This is a genomic window from Amycolatopsis sp. cg13 (assembly GCF_041346965.1).
Classification (GTDB): Bacteria; Actinomycetota; Actinomycetes; order Mycobacteriales; family Pseudonocardiaceae; genus Amycolatopsis.
The window spans coordinates 7,558,813-7,574,736 of the sequence record NZ_CP166848.1; the positions used below are offsets into that span (position 1 = coordinate 7,558,813).

Consider the following 15,924-nt stretch of genomic DNA (forward strand, 5'->3'; position numbering starts at 1 on the left):
CTTTGCGGGCTGTCTGTCAATCGCGTGGGTGCAGTTGTCTTGTGCGGCGGCGCGCCAAGGCGCAGGTTGCTATCGAGCCGATGCCGGCCAGCGGCCAGCCTGCGATGGCCACGAGTGTGAGCGTGAAGGCTGCGAGGACGAGGATCAGGACGAGCATGCGGCGGAATCGCCGGTGATCGCGGAGGCAGCTGTCCACGATGTGCTTCCACGAGGGCGGCTCTTGGGTGCGGTTCATCGCGTCGCCTCACCCGAGGCGATGCGATTCGCGCTGGCGAAGTGCTTGGATGTGGGAATGTCGTGTAGCTCCAGCGTCAGGCGCGCTTTCCGGAGCCGGACTTCGGCGCGCGTTTCGTTTGCCTTCGTGGTGTGGGCGCCGAGGACTCCGATGACCGGGTGCGTGAGCACTCGGGCTACATCACTCGCCGGTACCGAACCGTAGCCGCCCCACTGCAAGGTCCAGAGATCTTGACCTCCCCACAGCTGTATGAAGTCGAACCAGCTCTGCTCGCGAAACGCCCGTTGCATGGGATCGCTGACCAGCCAGCCGACTGCCCACCCCTCGTCGTCGCTTCGGCACGTGAGCCGCGCCACCAAGCCAGCGAGCAGGTCTACGGCATCCTCGCCCATCGACGGGATCGCGTCGAGGGAGTCGCGTTCTTGCGGGCCCAGGACGACGTCACGCCGTAGATGTCGCCAGTTGGTCGGGAAAAACCACGGCGGCGTTCGCAGCTTGGGCGTGTGACGGTTGTGATAGCGCACCCGCAACCACGCTCCGGTAGGGAGGTGCTTCATCAACAGTCCCTCGCCACGCCCCTCCACCTCCGCAGGGCGCAAGCCAGGGATGCCGAGGGTAAGATAGTCGTCGTCGTTGTCTGCGAGGTACTGCACCAGGTGATCAGGATCCTCAGCGAGGATGCTGAAGTCGTTGTACTGAGGGGAGACGACAACCCTGTTCCAGCCGACCCGGGCGGCGCTCGGCCTTGCGGCGGGCCGAGCGCGCGGGTCCCGAACCCAGGGCGGCACGTCTGGAGTGTTGAGCAGGAAGGGCGCGGCGAACGCACGGAACCGCTTCTGAGCAGGATTGCAGCTGTCCAACCCCAGCGCTGACGGCGTGGTGCCGGGAGTGATCCGCGGGATAGCGCGTGCAGCGAGCGAGCGAGGCTCGCGAGTGAACTGGCTGCGGATGGTGGCGAAGTGCAGTCGGGGAGTTCCAGGCATGACGCGTCTCCTGTCGCCCAGACTCGACTGTAGACACGTGCCAGACATGCTGACGACCCAACACTGCCGTATTGCAAGGTGGGTGCCCCACACCCTCTTGCCGCCAGCGGGATCGTCTGGGTAGATCCGCCGCAGCCCCGGCCCCTTGCGCTCCGAGTACTCGGCAAGCGTACACGATCAGCAAACGCGGATGCAGGTCGTGTTCATGGGCTTTCGTACGGCGTGTATGTCAAGGTCAGCTGGCATCCGTCGAGTGTTATGACCCATTCGGATGGCGAGCGTTGTGCGGCAGTGAGGCGCGGGACTCCGATGACGGGTGCTGTCAGGCACGCGGTGAGGTCCTCTGGTGACGGCCAGCCGTTCCACCGAAGTTCCCAGGTCGAGCCTTGGCCCCACAGAGCGATCTTGCGGCCGCGGCGATACTCCAGTGGATGAGGCCGGATGAGCGGGTCGTACCACCACATCCCTAGGGCCCACTTGCCAGAGGGATCGCGTGCGTCGAGCCGGGCTACAAGCGCCGCGAGAATCCTTTCGATTCCAGAAGGCATCGAGGAAATGCGGGACAGGGCTTTGCGTTCCACCTCGGTGAGCGGGATCTCGGCACCGACGTAGTGCTTGGCGCTCCAGGTTTCGTGGTACGAGCCGGTGCGCTGGATTTCGCTCACGGGCGGAAAGTCCGGCCGGGAGGCCAGCACCATTTTCGCGCCGGTGGGCAGGTGGACGAGGTGGTAGGTCCTGAAGTCGGCGGCAGCGGTTACGCGCAGCCCTGGTATCCCGTACTGAAGGTCGCCGTCCGTTGGGGAGGCCAAAAGCCGGCCGACGGCGTTCTCGACGGCACGAGGTACGACACAGATGAGGGTGTCGAACCATGGCGACACGGTCATGCCGTAGGACAGGAAGGCGTTCGCGCTGTGCTGAGAGCCGAATGGCGTGTTGGCCATGTTGGCGTTGAAGAGGTAGACCGCCAGGAGCGCGCGGAATCGTCGCTGTCGAGGTGAGCATCGATCGAGGCCGAGGTCGCCCCTGCCTACGCCTGCCTTCGCGCTCGCTTTGTCTTCGCCGGTGTACAAGCGCCGGATGTCCTTGAGCTTGCGCCGCGGTGATGAGGGCATGCGTGATCCATTCTGCGTTCCGGCCCGCACATGGTCACGTTCCTACGATCATTTCCATCGCTGCGCGCGAAGTGGGTGCCCCACACCCTTCAGCATTGCCAGCGGGGGCACCGGAGCCCTGCCGCACATGCCATCGCAGTCCTTCGCGCACGGCCGCGACCTCTCAGGAGGATGCTGCGAGGCTAGCAGAGATGAGAACTCGCCGCGGCCCATGAATCCAGACCCGACTTATGTGCTCGGCACCATAGGCTAAACAGACTGACGCCGACGTCTCGGCAGAAGCCAGAGCGAGCTAACCGAGACCTCAGGTCGGCACAAGCTAACAACGGGGCAGGCGGCCGAGTGCTCAGCCGACGCAGACTGCGCCCGAGCACCCGACGGGGCGGCGGGCCTTGGACCCGTTCGGCCAGGTGGTGTGGGTGCTGCCTGGTTCCGTGAGGACTCTGGGGCACCCGGTTGGCCGCGGATCTCCCGCATTGGCATCGTGATCGCTTACACGGGTACCTGCCGAAGCCGTCACTTCACGCGCCGCCCAAGCTTCGGCGTCCTGCCCGCCGACCTCGAGGTTGGGATTGATCGTCATCCTGGACTTTACTTGAACCAGAGGCGCAAGACTGCCGTGACGATCGCGACGACGATCCCGGTTGCCAGTGCTCCGCCGACGAAGCTGCGTAGCCGACGTAAGGCCGGTTCTCTGGGCGACCGGGTCCGAAATCGAGCCGCGGGCATGAACTGGGCATGGGGAATGGAGTATCCGCCTGCGGCAGCGGCCGCCAGTTCAGCCACGTATATGCCGAGAACTGGTCGTCGTCGCCGGTCGGCCGGGTTCTCGGCGAACCAGAGCAGTAATTCGCCTACCGTCATGCCCGCAGCCGCGTCCTGCCCTGTGAGGATGGCGGTGTCTCGAGTGAGCGCCCACGCCACTCCCTCGACATGCCTGCGCCGGACCCTGGGCTCCGCGAGGTAGGACTGAAGGACGCGGCCGCGCCAGGAATGCTCCGCGCGTGGATCAAGAAGCAGGACCAAGCGCGCCGTGCGCCCTACCGAGACCATGAGCCGTCTTCGCGGCGACCCGTTCAGCAACGAAAGCACCCACATCAAGAGGAAGGCAAGAAAAGTACCCGCAACAAATGACCCGGCCCTGCCTACCGGAAACGGTGGCATGGCAGGCAACTGAACCGGCAGCACGAGCACCACCTCCAGCAATACCACGGCAACCATGACCGTGAGCAAGCCGATGAATGTCATCCGGGTCTGATAGCGCGTCGCCCGAAAGATCAGTTCCCGATAGCGCTCCGGAACTCCGTTATCAGCGAGGTACCGTGATTCCGCGTCGCGCAGAGGCGCACTCCACAAGTGCGAGGGCAAGATGCCTGGCGCAGCGGTGATCATGAGCAGCCGCGCGATCCATCGTTGCAGGCATGCCGTCTTGTTCGAGGCTGCAGTTTTGGCTCGAGGTCGGCCAACATCAGCGCCACCGTTTCGTGCTGTCGAGCCACGAAAATCCGGGCCTTCCGCAATGGCCTCGCTCATAGTTCCCTCCGCGATTCGCTGTTAGGCAGGTACCCCTATTGGCCTCGGTGCGGTATGAGCATGACGCTCACTGACGGCCTCATCGACGAGCAGGTTATGGCGGACGCTCGTCTATCGGATTCCTGGCGAGCTCTTCTGCTTGTTGCGCCAGGTCGTCCCTCCCATAATGAGTGAAGAAGAAAGGCAGCATCTGCAGGAACAACTGCTTCTGAGCTGGTTCGGTGATGGGCGCGACGAACTGCCGCATCAGATCGACAAGCTGGTCGACTAGGGTCTTGCCGACGGACGGCTCCGGTCGCACGGCCGCGATATTGTTCAGGATAGTTATCAGACGATCGGCGTCGATCGAGTTCGTGAGGACTATTTGGCCGTGCTGGCGAAGCAGCCATGCCATGCCGGTGTCCTGGCTTTTGAGCAGATCTCGCAATGACTTCGTTTGCATCGTGAGGTTTTCGGCGCGTTGCCAGGCGAGCCGAGTAGCCTCCTCATGATCCGCGAGCGCTCTGCGAGCTTCCTCGTCCAGCGTGATTTGGACATCCTCGAGTTTGATAGTTAGACCGTGCTGCTGGGCATTGAACCCGCCTCCTGTGTGCAACCAGACGGCATCGGCTGCTGCACCGAGGTCGTGCGGGGACTCCTTTCCGAGCGCTGCCTCCACGTCCTTCCGGACGATCGCGCGGACGAGAGGTTCCTGTTGTTGCGCCGTGGTGCGATTCCACCCTACGGTCATGGCCGCACTGAACCTGACGGTTGGCAGGTTGCTGTCCAGCCGCGCGGTGAACTGGATCCGGCCTCGTCCGCCGTGACGGTTGCCCCACCGCCTCACTGCCAGCTCTTCGCGATGATCTCGGTCATGAGTTGGCCCTGCACATCGTCGGCACCCTCCGGCAGAAACGCCTTAGCCACCTCGTTGTTGCTGACGCTGGTGCGCAAGACCTCGGCGAGCACGGTCTTGGTCGGCTCGGGTGGCAGCGCACCGGACGGTACCGCGGTCAGCCACTCTCGAATCAACTTCGCGGTTTCTCTGCGCACGGCGTTCGCTTCGAGCAGGATTCCCCAGCCGGCGCGGACAGCTTCGAGCACCTCCGGTTGGCGTTCGGCCAGTTCGAGCAGCGCAAGCGAGGTCTCTCCGTCATCGGGGTCGAGCAAGTACAGCACGACCCGGGCACTCGCGTTCGGCGCTTCCTTGCGCCACGCCAGCGCGGTGCGCAGGAGAGCCATGACCTGATCGGTGGACGTGCAGAGCTTGCGCAGCGTCCGGCGGGCTGGGGCGTGGACGTCTTCCGACGCCGGACCGTCCAGCAGCCACTTCAGCCGCACAAGTGTTTCATTGGGGTAATCGATGGCGAACCGGCCGGCGCACATTTCTGCGACGACCGCCGCTTCATGCGTGGAGGTCGTGGTAGTGGTCCGTTTGTGGTAGTTGTAGGCCGCGTCCCAGGTCCTCCTCCGTATCTCGGTGCCAACGGCACCGTCACCGGCCAGCCGAGTCAGCAGAGCAGCCACCAGCTGCCTGTTTTCGATGTCCTTCTCGGCCCACTTCAGGAAGGTGTCGACGAGTCCGGCACCCGGGTGTGTTTCGGCCAGCACAGCCAGCCGTTCCCCGATCGCAGGCAGATGTTCCTTGGCGACGCCGTCGGAGCCGGTGATCGCCTGGATCCAGGCAAGAAGCGCCGGGACGAGCTGTGGTCGTTGGCGCCACAGGTGCGGTAGCACAGCGGTGCTGATTCCGCGGCGCGTAACGTCGAGAGACACGCGGTCCAGGGCAGCGTCGTTTCCGTGGCCGGTGATGGCGCGAAGCCTGGTTTCGAGATCGTCTTCGAGTAGGAGCTGTTCGACCGTAGGGTGCAGGCGATTCGGGCCGAGCAGCGTCATGGCTGCTCTCCAGACGACGTCCGGTGGGGCGCCGTCTACCACTGCGGCGGCGATGAAAAGCGCGACGTCGTCGGCCTTTCTGTTCTGGCCGTTGAACTTGGCCGTCAGGTACCCGCTCCAGCGCCTGAACTCGTCAGCGACGCTGGCGAGGATCTTGTCTTTGTCGGTTCCCGGGTCGGGCGCGTGCGCGATCGCCCGCGCGAGGCTCACGGCATCCCGTGGCGATGAATCCGCGGTGAGCAGTGTGTCCAGTGGCTCGTGATCGATCCATTCCGCGCGTGTTTCGTGGTCAAGCAGCTGCAGGTGTGTCTTGACGACGTCGGTCGGCGAAGGACGCGTCACCCGCGCGACTTGCTGGTGCAACGAGCTCGCGCACCGCGTACGGGCGTCGTCGGTCATCGCTACAACGAGTCGGATCTTCGTGTGCGCCGCGTCCTCGACGAATGACCGCAAGCCCTCCCCGAAGTCTTCGGGGAGGGTCTCCGCTGGTGTCTCGCCCAGATCGAGCAGATACGTGCCTGGCAGGACGGGGAGCATCCCGACATCGGGTGTCTCCCAGTCCTTGCGCAACTCGCGTACTCCCGCCGGGCTGAAGTCAGCGAGCTTGGTGTCCGAGTCGCGCTGCGAGAGCAGCCGTAGGGCCGCCGTGCGCTTGCCGACCCGGGGCGGACCCGTGATGATCACCAGACGCGATGCGTGCCAGGCCTTAACGACCTGGGCCCACTCGTTCGCCGCGATGGGCGCATAGCAGGTTTGCACCTGCTGTAATTCTGGTTGCAGGCTTCGGATCCCGAGCGCCTTCCCGAGCAGGATCGTGAGGTCGCGGCCCGCCGCGTAAACAGAGCTGTGATCGCCGCCGCTCGCGCTGACCATAGTGTCTGGAACTTCCGGGAAGGCTGGCGATTCCTCGTATGATGCAGTCATCGCTGGACACCACCCTTGATGTTGGTATTCCGGCCAGACGCGATGACGATCGAGTTGTCTCCGGCGTTGGCGGATACCGACCGGGGCCTGCTGGCCTCCTCGTCTTCGTCCGGAGCGAATTCGGCAATGATCTGCTGTAGCTCTTCGGCGGCTTCGGGGTGATCCTCGAGGAAGACCAGCAGGCGTCGGCTCCAACTCGTGGCGAGTTGCTCGGCGACGTCGTGTCGCTCGTCGTCGGAGGCCGCTTCGAGCTGGTTGCTCGTCTCGTCGAGCCTGCGCTCCTCCGCCGTCGGTTCCTCGGTGGATTTCCCCCGGGTGAACAGCTGCACAAGACGGTCGCGCAGCGCCGTTGCTGCGCCGGTCATGAAGCCTTTCACCACCACCTGAGCCGCTTGCTCGGTCAACGCGCCCAGGTCGAAGTTCGGATCCACGTTTGTTTCCTCTCATCTCCGGACCGCAGTCGTGCCGGAGAGGAGGCGCGCGGTGATGGAGTGGATACATGGAGTCACCCCAATGGGCGAATGGCGCGAGGCTATCGCCGCCACCGCGAGGCCAGGGCGGAGTTGCTGCAAACGTGCGAGTCGCAGGCATCTACTTGCCCGACTGGAGGTAGGGATTGACGCCGCAACATCGTGCGTGGCCTGGGTTACATTCTCCATGTCGCTGACGCGCATCGATGCCGGATGATCGATGCCTACACCACAGCCACCTATCTCAACACCAAAGTCGGCCAGGAACGGCAACTCGGCGATCGCTCTGGAGACTGGGCTGCGGGAGCTTCGGCGACGTTATGCGATGAACGATCAGACAGATCAATTTCATCGAACCTAGTTGGATGGGCGTTGTAGCCGTGATGCTGGTGATTACGGCATGGATGCAGCTGAGTTTCGTAACCGATGGCCTGCTATCGGCTCCGAACCAGGCCATGTTGAAGATCAAGGGCGGTTCCGCCCAGCGGTGCCGGTTCGTGGCGGAGCGGCTATCGTGATGGCGGGCCGGCACGCAGGCCTGTCTCCGAGCGCCGATCTGCCCACGCCCGGCGCGTTGAGGACAAGGTTCTCAGAATCGCGTGCAGAAACCCGTCGGTTCGATCCTGTATCCCCCGGCGAGGTTGCGTGGGAGACCTCGCGGTGAGGACATCGGACATGACCCAGGACCGCAAGCTCAAAGCGACCATCCGTGCTCGTCAGCATGTGAACGGGATGACCTTCCGGCAGGCCTACCGCGAGGTCATGCGGGAGCTGGAGATCGCCGCGGAGTACCCCCATCTGCCCGTGATCTGGGATACGGCTCCGGAGCGGCGGCGTCGGCCGCGCCCGACGGTTCGGCAGCATCGCGCTGCGCTTGGCGCGATCGAGCTGGCGCTGCGCGACAGCTACATCCTCGACGGTGTCCAGCAGCGGGACCGGTGGCGCACGATTGACGGCCATGTTGACCTCGACTGGGTCGGCGGCCCGTACGCATGGGAGGTCGTCCGTGAACTCTTGCACTTCGCGGAGAATCCGGACACCGGCACAGTCGAGCCGGGCGAGCTTTCCCCCGGGATGAACGCGCTCGGCGAACTGAACGCGGTGTGGTTGGACGGCGTCCGAGTTCGTTTCCGACCGTTCCGGCCGACCGGGCTTGAGAAGGAACGTATCGCGATGTGGCGGCGCGTCGACCACGACGAACCGCACGAGGTCGACGGCTGTCAGCTGCGGTCTTGACTCTGCCTTTGTCCGGCCTCGGTTGGAGTCTGCGTGACCGTCGGTCGCGGGCCGTTGGGCCGATGTCTGCTCAGCAGCCTGCGCCCGTCGCCTCCGGGATATTGCACCCCGGCGCTGTACTCGCTTGGCCGGGCGATCCTGACTGGCGAGGCGCAGAGTCCGAGGACTTGACGCTGGTCGGGTACTACGCAGCCGACCGTGTGGATGATTACAAGAACCGTGTAAGTCTGGTTGCAGACCGGACCGATCCGCCTCGGCTTGTCGTTGTCCTCGCTAGTCCTGGCAGCTATGACAGCGCCGTCCTCGATAGCGGCTACGGCTTCAAAGATCCACAGGTGGTGCTGGAGCATCACTTCCGGTGCACCGAAAGCTGGCCGAAGGGGCACCGGCGTCATCGCCCGGATCGGCAGGGCTGGGAAGAGACCAGAGGACCCTGGCATACAGCGACGCGCAGGGCAATGGCGATGATCACAGAGGCAGCCTAAGTTCTAACCGTAAGCTTGCTGAATCCGCGTGTTTGCCGGGCGGATGTCCGGAAATTCCATGGCCCACTCTGGACTGTCGCTGCACAGAGTTCGTGCTGGCCAGGGCATTCGGGCGGATGAGCACCACGTCGGCCTCGAGAGCGTCAGCTAGCAGGTTGTGCCGTGCCTTCCTCAGTCTTTCGGTCGCACATCGTAATTCGGTCGCAGGGGTGGCCCCGCCAGCCGATGGCTATTTGACCGCTCGTAAGCAAATCCGTCAGCCGGACAACGGACAGCGACTAAGTCCGGTCACAACGTGAGTTGGTGTCACCAACTGATGACAGGCAGCCTTCCTCGTGTGGTGCCTCGTGAGTTTCGGGTGCAGTTGCCGCCTGACGTGCTGCCGGGTCGGTATGCCGCGATAGTGCAGGCTGTCGTCGGTGTGCTCGCTGCTGCGGATGTGCTTTCGGGAGCGTCAATTGCGGTGGACGATCTGGCTCGGGATGAGGATTTGAACGACGCGTTCGACAAGTTCAGCGCTCTGTATCCATGGAGCCAGTGCTGAGAGCGAATGGGGCGGCCGCGGGTGTCTGTGGCGGGATCGCTGTCTGTCCTGGCAGTCGCACCGGCCTGCACTTACGGAGACTGCTGTGCATCGACGGCGTCAGGCGAGTCCGTTGAGGGTGAGATTGAGCGCGTCGACGAGGTTGGTGCGGTTGCCGCTGCAGACGGTGGCTTCCAGCCCGCCGTACGGGGTGTCGTTGGTGAAGGCGAGCACGCGGCCTGCGCGGGTGAGGTCGTAGACGGTCAGCGCTGTGCTGTGGATCCGGTCGGCGCCGTGTCCGACCGCGGCGTGGAGCTTGTGCACGGCGGTGCGTTCGCTTCGCAGGAGGTGGCGCATGTTGTCGGCGTGGCCGGACATTTCCGAGAGCGGGTCGACGTCGGTGTCGTCGAGGTAGGTCGTGGGGATTCGCAGGGTTGCTGTCCGGGCTGGTGGGTGTTCCGGCAGGGCCTCGACTAGTGCGGTGGCGAGGTTGCGGGGCGGGATCGGGTCGAGCTGGATCGACTGGTGGTCGGTGATCAGCCGGACGGCGTCGCGTCCGGCCGCGGCGACGAAGAACGCGCCGTCGTCGTGCGGGCGGTGGGTGAACGCGGTCCAGGAGTAGCACTCGCGGGCGGGTGCGGCGAGCAGTTCCAGGGTGGCCCGGAACTGCGGGGTCAATCGTCCGTCCGGGGTGGCGAGTCCGAGGGCGGCGAACCGGTCCATCGCTCGCCGCTCCCGCTCGGCGGCGAACTCCCTGGTCATGTAGGCGTGTTCGGGGCTCACCACGACGGGGAGGCTGGTCAGGCCGGTGTAGTTCCAGGCGGCGAAGAACGCCGGTCGCGGCATCCGGACCGGTCTGTCGATGATCGTCATCGGCGTGGGTCAGCCTCCGATGGTGGGCGGGGTCGGCGGCAGGCCGGTGCGCGGGTCGCGCAGCCGGCCGTCCTCGTCGTCGGTGAGGTCGAACGCGGAATCGTCGTCCAGCCCGTACTTGCGCTGGTGTTCCTTGTCCTCCTCGCCTTTCCCGCCCTTGCCGCCGCCAGCCATGCCGCCCATCCCGGGCGTTCCCTTGGCACCGGCCGCGCCTCGGGCCGCGGCCGAGTTCGCGCCTCCGCGGGCCACCGGTTCTTCTCCGGCACCGGAACCCGCGCCCGGTCCGGCCGAACCGCCGGCTCGGCCGCCCGTGCTTCCGCCGGGATTGCCCGGGCCGCTCCCAGGCAGTCCGCCGGTGGGTCCGAAGCCGCCCGTGGGTCCGAAGCCCGCGACGAACCCCGGCGACGGGTTGCCGCCGTTGGCGCCGGTGCCGGTGTTCGGCAGCGTGGGAGGTGCCCAGCTCGGGCTGTTCGGGCGCTCGTATGCCGGCGGTGTCCATCCGGCTGTGGTCGTCCCGTCGCCGGGTCCGCCTCCGGGCTGGTAGCGCGGCAGCCCCGCCGGGTCCCTGGCCGGCGGCTGGTACTGCACCGAAGCTGGCGGCGGAGGAGGGGGCGCGAACGACTGCGCCGGCCCGCTGGAGCCAGGCGCTGCCACGGGCGGCTGGTGGCCGCCGCTGCGCGGGTGAGGATTGTCCGGGCCTGCCCTGTGGTCCACCGGCTCCTTGGGTTGCGAGCTGATGTCGACGTTGCCGTCGCCGAAGTCCTGCAGCTGCCCGTAGTCGATCTTCAAGCCTTGGCCCGCGGACTTCGCGGTGTCCGCGTACGTGTTGTATTTGTCGAGATTCTGTTGCGCGATCTCGTTGTACTGGTTGATTTTCGCTTCGGTGTCGGTGGTCCGCCAGAACTGTGCCTCGTCCAGGAACGTCCGGTGCGGCGGAGTCTCGGGCATCGGCCGCAGCGCCGCCTTCAGCTGGTCGAACCCGTGCGCCAGGCCGCTGGCGTTCTGCGAGTTCGCGGTGAAGGTCTGCGACGCGGCCTGTGACACGTCGGCCAGCGGCTTGATCCGCGCCTGCGCGGCGTCCGCGCCGCCGCCGGTCCAGGACGATTCCATGCCCGACATCAGCTGCTGCACGCGGCCGCTGACCTGCGCGTGCTGCTCGGCCAGTTCCGCGGCCTGGTCGGCGCCGCCGTGCCAGTCCGGCGCGCCCTTGCTCGCCATGATCTGCTTGACCAGCTCGGATTGGGGCACGGCCTGCTCGCCGAGGTTGCCCTCGAACAGGTCGCCGAACCATCCGCCGACGTCGCCGGCCCGGTCCCCGACCCATTCGACGGCGCCTTCGACGGCGTGCCCGACGGCTTTCGCCGCGTCGCCCAGGACATCGAAGATCGACATCACGAACCCGCTTTGTGCTTCAGATTCGTCATCACCCGCTGGGCGGCGACGTTCGCCACGTAGCAGGGGTCGACGGTTCCCTTCTTCGCTGCGCTGAGGCCGATGGAGACGTCCACGGTCCGCTGGTCGTTGATCCCGATGGTGACCTGGCAGAACTCGTCGGGGGAGTCGCTGCTCTGCGTCACGTGCGCGACCGACGGGAACCCGAGCACCTCGGATTCCTTCCACACCACCGACTTCGGCTTGGTGTTCGCGTACCACGAGCTGAGCCCGTCGTCGCTTTTGGTGTCGTAGGCGACGTCGACGTAGGAACCCTTGACGCTGTTGATCCACGTGCAGCTCGGGCCCAGGCTGGACTTGGTGTCGGGCGAGCCCTGCGGGGCCTGGCCGATGATCTCGTTCAACTGCGCCGCGGTGAGACCGCCGTCGCAAGGCGAACCGTCCAGGATCGTCGACGGCAACGGGTTCGCAACCTTCGGCGCGCCGCTGTGCGGCAGCGCGGCCGACGCGGACGTGCTCGCCGGTGCACCAGCGGACGTCGGGAGGCCGGAACCGGAATTGCCGGGGGAACTGCAGCCGGCCGCGACTGCGGCGAGCACGACCAGCCCGGCTGACTGCACGAGCGTGCGCGAAGCCATCAGGCGAGTCCTCCGCCCGAGTTCGCGGCGTTCTGCACCGCTCCCGCCGCGTCGCCGTCGCCGCTCTGGGTGATGTGCAGGGCCTTCTCCAGCCGTTCGATCAGCGTCGAGACGTAGTCGCGTTCACGCTGAATGTGCCCCAAGCCGTGGCCGAACGCGCTGGCACCCGCGCCTGATCCGGAAAGAAGCGCGTTGTAGCCCTTGCTGGCAGGGTCCTCGGCAGGCGGGTTCAGATGCGTGAGACGTTCCGCCTTGGGGATCATCTTCGCCAGATCGTCGCGGATGCCGCGCGCCAGGTTCAGCATGCTCATCGCCTCATCATGGCTGAGGCTGAAACCCTGCCCGCCCGAACCCGGACCACCGCCCGCAGCAGCCCCGCCTCCGCCACCCGGCGAGTCCCCGATGTTGAACATCAGGCCGTCAAGCCAGCTGCCTGCTTTCGACGCAGGTTGACCCACGATGCGCACCCCTCAAGCGACAAGTCACCACCACGGTGGGGCAGCCAGCGCGAGAGCTCCCCAACAGTCACTGTAATCGATCAGTAACGCCAAGGTGTGAAAACCGCCTACTTGGTCGCTGACCAGCGGATCTCTGCAGTGGCAAAGGACTCGGCGCTGGCTACACGCCGATTGAGGCGCTGATTCGTGATCATCAGTCGCGGTAGCGGTGTCGAACCGTTCGGCCACACGTTCTCCGGAGAACGTCTCGGCACTGCCCACGTGCCCCGCAGGACTCGATCAACTGGAGAACAACCACATCTTGGACAATGTCCGGCAGCGATCCCATGAGTCGGTGGCGGGGCCGCGGTCGCCGAAGCTGGCATCCCTCAGGCGTGGCTGGCGAACTTCAGCGCTGCGCTGGCTGTTGGACGAGGTCGGAGCGTGAAGCTCAGGCGCTCGCGTCTTCGAGCAACTCCTCCGACACTGGAACTGGTCGTTTCCATGGAGGGGCTGCGCTCAGGGGTGGTGTGCCCACCCAATCGCCTGTGACTTTGTCCTTGGGAGCCGTCCCGAGCAGCGCTCGGAAGCCGGTTTCGGTGGCGCATTCACGGACGAGCTTAGCCATGTAAGCTCGCGTGTATCCGTAGTCTCCATGCCGTTCGTCGAACAGGCAGTACCTCTCGTCCGTCTTCTCCGGATGGACATCGCCGGTCAGGGGCCGCACTCCCAGCTCTTTCCAGGATTTGGCGAAGAGAGCCGTGTTGAAGCGGAAAGGAATCTGTTCCTGCACCTCTCGGGCGGTGTCTGTCGGCTTCAAGAGTCCATGTCCGATGACGGGACGCTTTTGCTCCCGGACGACGACGTAACCCTTCTTTCCCATGGACTCGACGGCCACGCGTTGTTCCTCCGAGAGGTCGTCGTATCGGGTGAACTGCACTGCGAGGGCATCTGGATCTTTCGGGGCGAGTTCTTGAAGGATTCGTAATCGGAAGTCGTACCTAGGGTCGTGTGCAGTCGTCTCGTCGAGACCGGCATCGTAATCGGCGATGAATGTCCGCAGGGCGGCCGGAAGCCGGGACCGCAGCCGTCGGAGCGTCCGCTCGCCCTCGTCGGTGAAGCTCCCGATGAAGATGGGGAAGCGCAAGCGGGTGGCCATGGATGTCTCGACGCCGAACTCGCGGGTGAGTTCTTCCTCGTAGTTCACCAGGAGGGCCTGGCTTTGGCCCCCGACGGCCGCAGTGAGAGCGTCTTGCTGGCGGGCGTACCGGTGCTCGATCTTGTTGCGCAACCCGATGAAGAAGCCGAGGTTGGCGCGGACCGGGTCCTTCTCGTCCGGCCATCGGTGCCGGACGCAGGTCGCCAGGTCCCATCGCTTCGGCTCGCCGTCGATTCGCTCGACGCGCCGGACCCGTCCTTGAGAGCGCCAATAACGGAAGTCGACGCCAGCTCGGGTCATTTCTCCGTGTAGCAGGTAGAGCCAGGCCAGGTGCATGTGGACGACGAACCCTTCGAACGACCGGGTCTCCGCTGGGTCGTTGTACAGGCGCACAGCCAGCTGGGCTTCGTCCCGGGAGGCGTCGACCATGTGCATGAATCGTGGTCGCGGTGCCATGCTCTCCACCCCCGCAAAGGTCAGTCAGCCGTACAGATGCAGCCACACGCGTGAGCGCGGCCGTCGTGCCGGCGGCTTCATGGTGCTCGACGGAGTCACCCGTCAGGGCCCATCCAGCGAAGTGTCGACGCGTCGTCTGTGCCTGTTCACAAGGTCGGACCTCCCGAGGGCAGTGTTACGTGTTTACGAGTCAAGAAACCGGCACCGTGCCAGTTCGTGATTGCCTCAACTGGTCGCTCCGGCTCTGCGACTGCGCTCGTGGACGAGGGTTCCTAGTCCAGTTTCCGTCCCTGCGTGGCTGCGGCTGGCTCAGGGGCGACACGCTGAGGTATTCGACGAGGAGATCGTGAAGAACGAGCTGCAAGTGGAGTGCCCTGCAAGATCCAAGGGGCCGCGGGTGGCGGGCGGGTTTTGTCCTCAGCCGGAGTTCGGGGTATACGGGTGGTACGTCTGGCTGGAGCTGCTGGGCGGCCGGGATGGTCGTCGGCGTCGGTCTCGCGAGCAGCCGGGTGGTGTTGTCGATCCTGACCGACGCCGCCGACCCCGCTCTTCGAGCTATCGCATATCCGGAGCCGGATCCTGGCTGCCAAGCCGTGGCGCCGTTGCCAGGGGCTCCGAATCTCATTGGTGGCCAATTCCGTGCAGTCGCTGCGACAGCGACCCAGTCATGTCTCATGTGGCAAGCGCAAGAACGTATGCAGTCAGCTGCGCAGGTGTTCGAGGGGTCAGCCTTGTCGCGGATCTGCGCTGTTCGGGCTTGAATTTTTCTTCTTCTCAAGCCGGGCGGCTTTCCTGCGCTCGAGCCGTGCGGGTGATTGGAACACCTCGGAGAGAACCTCGTCCATCAAGCCGAGGGTCTCCTCTGCTTCTTCCTTCTCGACCGGGTCGACGAAGTCGCCATGCGCCATGTCGTTCCCCAGATGCCGGATCTCATGGGCGATCTCCCGCACGTGTGCGCGGATGTGGCCGTCCGCATGAAGTTTGTCGATCTTGGCGACAAGGTTTCCGGACGTTATTCCTTTCGCCTTCGCGGTTGCTTCCACAACGGCGCGTGCCAGTGAAACCGCAGCTCGGCCGGCGTTGATGCTGAGGCATTCCTGCGCCTCGCTGGCTGCTCCTGCTATGTGGTCTGGGACATCATCGTAGGTCTTTCCAACGCCGACTCGTGGCAACCACGAGAGACGCTCGTCAAGGCCGTTCATTCTTTCGACTACTTCGGTTGGAAACTTTGGTCCGAGTTCGCGCTCTATCTCCATCCATGCGACCGACAGCTTGCCGCAGTAGTCGCAGGTATATGAGTTCATGAGCAGGCTGGGAGCTTGGAACCAATCGCCGTGGATCAACCTAGGTGTGTCGTTCGACCTCATGTTTGCCCAGCGTTCGCACCAGCCGCACGTTGTACTCGCCATGCGCAGAGATTACCTGGACGCGCAGGGGGATCTTCCGCATGTGCCGGGTCTCGTTCGTCGTCGGCCGGGTAGTCCGAGCTGTCGCGTGTCGTTAAGCGGTCCGAGAGTTTTGCCATCGCGCGTGGCGAAGCTGTCGAGTGCCAGGTTGGTGCTGAATTCATGAGCTGGTTCTTGCCATATACAT

The 15,924-nt window shown here is 65.0% G+C and carries 14 protein-coding genes; 1 reads left to right on the plus strand and 13 read right to left on the minus strand.

The window, feature by feature from the left end; genetic code table 11:
* Window positions 1–16: 16 nt before the first annotated feature.
* The 7 genes from AB5I40_RS35475 to AB5I40_RS35505 all read right to left on the minus strand — a co-directional run bounded on the left by AB5I40_RS35475 (window position 17) and on the right by AB5I40_RS35505 (window position 7,093).
* Window positions 17–235 carry a hypothetical protein gene (locus AB5I40_RS35475; protein ID WP_370934543.1) on the minus strand — a complete coding sequence of 73 codons (219 nt, stop codon included), beginning with the start codon at window positions 233–235 and terminating at the stop codon, window positions 17–19.
* Window positions 232–1,218, minus strand: coding sequence for a hypothetical protein (locus tag AB5I40_RS35480; protein ID WP_370934544.1), 987 nt, complete (start codon window positions 1,216–1,218; stop codon window positions 232–234). The genes AB5I40_RS35475 and AB5I40_RS35480 overlap by 4 nt, the downstream gene beginning before the upstream one ends.
* 203 nt (window positions 1,219–1,421) lie before the next feature.
* Window positions 1,422–2,330 (minus strand): hypothetical protein, encoded by a 909-nt coding sequence (locus tag AB5I40_RS35485; RefSeq protein WP_370934545.1) that lies wholly within the window; start codon window positions 2,328–2,330, stop codon window positions 1,422–1,424.
* A 591-nt stretch (window positions 2,331–2,921) separates the two neighbouring features.
* Complete coding sequence (locus tag AB5I40_RS35490; RefSeq protein ID WP_370934546.1) at window positions 2,922–3,863, minus strand: hypothetical protein; 942 nt, start codon at window positions 3,861–3,863, stop codon at window positions 2,922–2,924.
* A gap of 94 nt (window positions 3,864–3,957) precedes the next feature.
* A complete protein-coding gene (locus tag AB5I40_RS35495; protein WP_370934547.1) occupies window positions 3,958–4,593 on the minus strand; it encodes a hypothetical protein in 636 nt (211 codons plus the stop codon).
* A gap of 92 nt (window positions 4,594–4,685) precedes the next feature.
* On the minus strand, window positions 4,686–6,662 hold the full coding sequence (locus tag AB5I40_RS35500; protein WP_370934548.1) for a hypothetical protein: 1,977 nt from the start codon (window positions 6,660–6,662) through the stop codon (window positions 4,686–4,688).
* Window positions 6,659–7,093: a hypothetical protein gene (locus AB5I40_RS35505; RefSeq protein WP_370934549.1), complete on the minus strand. Its 435-nt coding sequence runs from the start codon at window positions 7,091–7,093 to the stop codon at window positions 6,659–6,661. Before AB5I40_RS35505 ends, AB5I40_RS35500 begins: the two co-directional genes overlap by 4 nt.
* 714 nt (window positions 7,094–7,807) lie before the next feature.
* On the opposite strand from AB5I40_RS35505, the gene AB5I40_RS35510 reads away from it, so the two are divergent.
* Window positions 7,808–8,368, plus strand: coding sequence for a hypothetical protein (locus tag AB5I40_RS35510; RefSeq protein WP_370934550.1), 561 nt, complete (start codon window positions 7,808–7,810; stop codon window positions 8,366–8,368).
* Between the two features lie 1,128 nt (window positions 8,369–9,496).
* On the opposite strand, the gene AB5I40_RS35515 is transcribed toward AB5I40_RS35510, so the two are convergent.
* The 6 genes from AB5I40_RS35515 to AB5I40_RS35540 form a co-directional block, all read right to left on the minus strand.
* Window positions 9,497–10,249 (minus strand): ESX secretion-associated protein EspG, encoded by a 753-nt coding sequence (locus AB5I40_RS35515; RefSeq protein WP_370934551.1) that lies wholly within the window; start codon window positions 10,247–10,249, stop codon window positions 9,497–9,499.
* Between the two features lie 9 nt (window positions 10,250–10,258).
* Window positions 10,259–11,641: a hypothetical protein gene (locus AB5I40_RS35520; RefSeq protein WP_370934552.1), complete on the minus strand. Its 1,383-nt coding sequence runs from the start codon at window positions 11,639–11,641 to the stop codon at window positions 10,259–10,261.
* On the minus strand, window positions 11,641–12,279 hold the full coding sequence (locus AB5I40_RS35525) for a DUF3558 domain-containing protein (RefSeq protein ID WP_370934553.1): 639 nt from the start codon (window positions 12,277–12,279) through the stop codon (window positions 11,641–11,643). Before AB5I40_RS35525 ends, AB5I40_RS35520 begins: the two co-directional genes overlap by 1 nt.
* Complete coding sequence (locus AB5I40_RS35530; RefSeq protein WP_370934554.1) at window positions 12,279–12,746, minus strand: hypothetical protein; 468 nt, start codon at window positions 12,744–12,746, stop codon at window positions 12,279–12,281. Before AB5I40_RS35530 ends, AB5I40_RS35525 begins: the two co-directional genes overlap by 1 nt.
* A gap of 421 nt (window positions 12,747–13,167) precedes the next feature.
* Window positions 13,168–14,304: a DUF3644 domain-containing protein gene (locus tag AB5I40_RS35535; protein ID WP_370934555.1), complete on the minus strand. Its 1,137-nt coding sequence runs from the start codon at window positions 14,302–14,304 to the stop codon at window positions 13,168–13,170.
* Between the two features lie 752 nt (window positions 14,305–15,056).
* A complete protein-coding gene (locus AB5I40_RS35540; RefSeq protein WP_370934556.1) occupies window positions 15,057–15,698 on the minus strand; it encodes a DUF4145 domain-containing protein in 642 nt (213 codons plus the stop codon).
* Window positions 15,699–15,924: the final 226 nt, after the last annotated feature.

Bases quoted from the DNA above. Each gene is read 5' to 3' on its own strand.
- AB5I40_RS35540 (WP_370934556.1), bottom strand. From the start codon at position 15,698: ATGAGGTCGAACGACACACCTAGGTTGATCCACGGCGATTGGTTCCAA.
- AB5I40_RS35485 (WP_370934545.1), bottom strand. From the start codon at position 2,330: ATGCCCTCATCACCGCGGCGCAAGCTCAAGGACATCCGGCGCTTGTAC.
- AB5I40_RS35490 (WP_370934546.1), bottom strand. From the start codon at position 3,863: ATGAGCGAGGCCATTGCGGAAGGCCCGGATTTTCGTGGCTCGACAGCA.
- AB5I40_RS35495 (WP_370934547.1), bottom strand. From the start codon at position 4,593: ATGACCGTAGGGTGGAATCGCACCACGGCGCAACAACAGGAACCTCTC.
- AB5I40_RS35515 (WP_370934551.1), bottom strand. From the start codon at position 10,249: ATGACGATCATCGACAGACCGGTCCGGATGCCGCGACCGGCGTTCTTC.
- AB5I40_RS35525 (WP_370934553.1), bottom strand. From the start codon at position 12,279: ATGGCTTCGCGCACGCTCGTGCAGTCAGCCGGGCTGGTCGTGCTCGCC.
- AB5I40_RS35535 (WP_370934555.1), bottom strand. From the start codon at position 14,304: ATGGTCGACGCCTCCCGGGACGAAGCCCAGCTGGCTGTGCGCCTGTAC.
- AB5I40_RS35520 (WP_370934552.1), bottom strand. From the start codon at position 11,641: ATGTCGATCTTCGATGTCCTGGGCGACGCGGCGAAAGCCGTCGGGCAC.
- AB5I40_RS35510 (WP_370934550.1), top strand. From the start codon at position 7,808: ATGACCCAGGACCGCAAGCTCAAAGCGACCATCCGTGCTCGTCAGCAT.
- AB5I40_RS35500 (WP_370934548.1), bottom strand. From the start codon at position 6,662: ATGACTGCATCATACGAGGAATCGCCAGCCTTCCCGGAAGTTCCAGAC.
- AB5I40_RS35475 (WP_370934543.1), bottom strand. From the start codon at position 235: ATGAACCGCACCCAAGAGCCGCCCTCGTGGAAGCACATCGTGGACAGC.
- AB5I40_RS35480 (WP_370934544.1), bottom strand. From the start codon at position 1,218: ATGCCTGGAACTCCCCGACTGCACTTCGCCACCATCCGCAGCCAGTTC.